Raw genomic sequence first — 427 nt, 5'->3', positions numbered from 1 at the left:
CTCAGGGACAGTCACTTTAAGAAAAACCGACTTCTATCAATTACATAACCATGATTGAACTGCCACAAATTCAAATCTGAGTGCTGTTCTATTCGATGCAATAAGAATAGTGTAATAATCACACACTCTTAGTATTTTCTCTCATATTATGACCCAAGCTCGTTCTCAATTGATAAGCCTTGATGCCACACCTTACTACCATTGTGTATCTCGTTGCGTTCGCCGTTCATTTCTATGCGGCTATGACTCAGAGCAAAACCAATGCTTTGAACATCGGCGGGGTTGGATTGAAGAGCGCCTACTTAAGCTTTCCCAAGTATTCTGTATTGATGTTTGTGCCTACGCCATTATGAGCAACCACTACCATGTTGTTCTTCATATCAATGTTGAACGTGAAAAAGCCCTTTCTGACCAAGAGATTTGCGAC

General features: G+C 40.7%; 1 pseudogene. It reads left to right on the top strand.

The features are described from left to right. Window positions 1-148: 148 nt before the first annotated feature. Window positions 149-427: pseudogene (locus tag HC752_RS24430) on the top strand (alpha-amylase family glycosyl hydrolase); the annotation flags it as partial.

This window comes from Vibrio sp. S9_S30, assembly GCF_014694455.1.
Taxonomy (GTDB): Bacteria; Pseudomonadota; Gammaproteobacteria; order Enterobacterales; family Vibrionaceae; genus Vibrio.
This window is presented reverse-complemented; position numbering and strand designations above follow the sequence as displayed.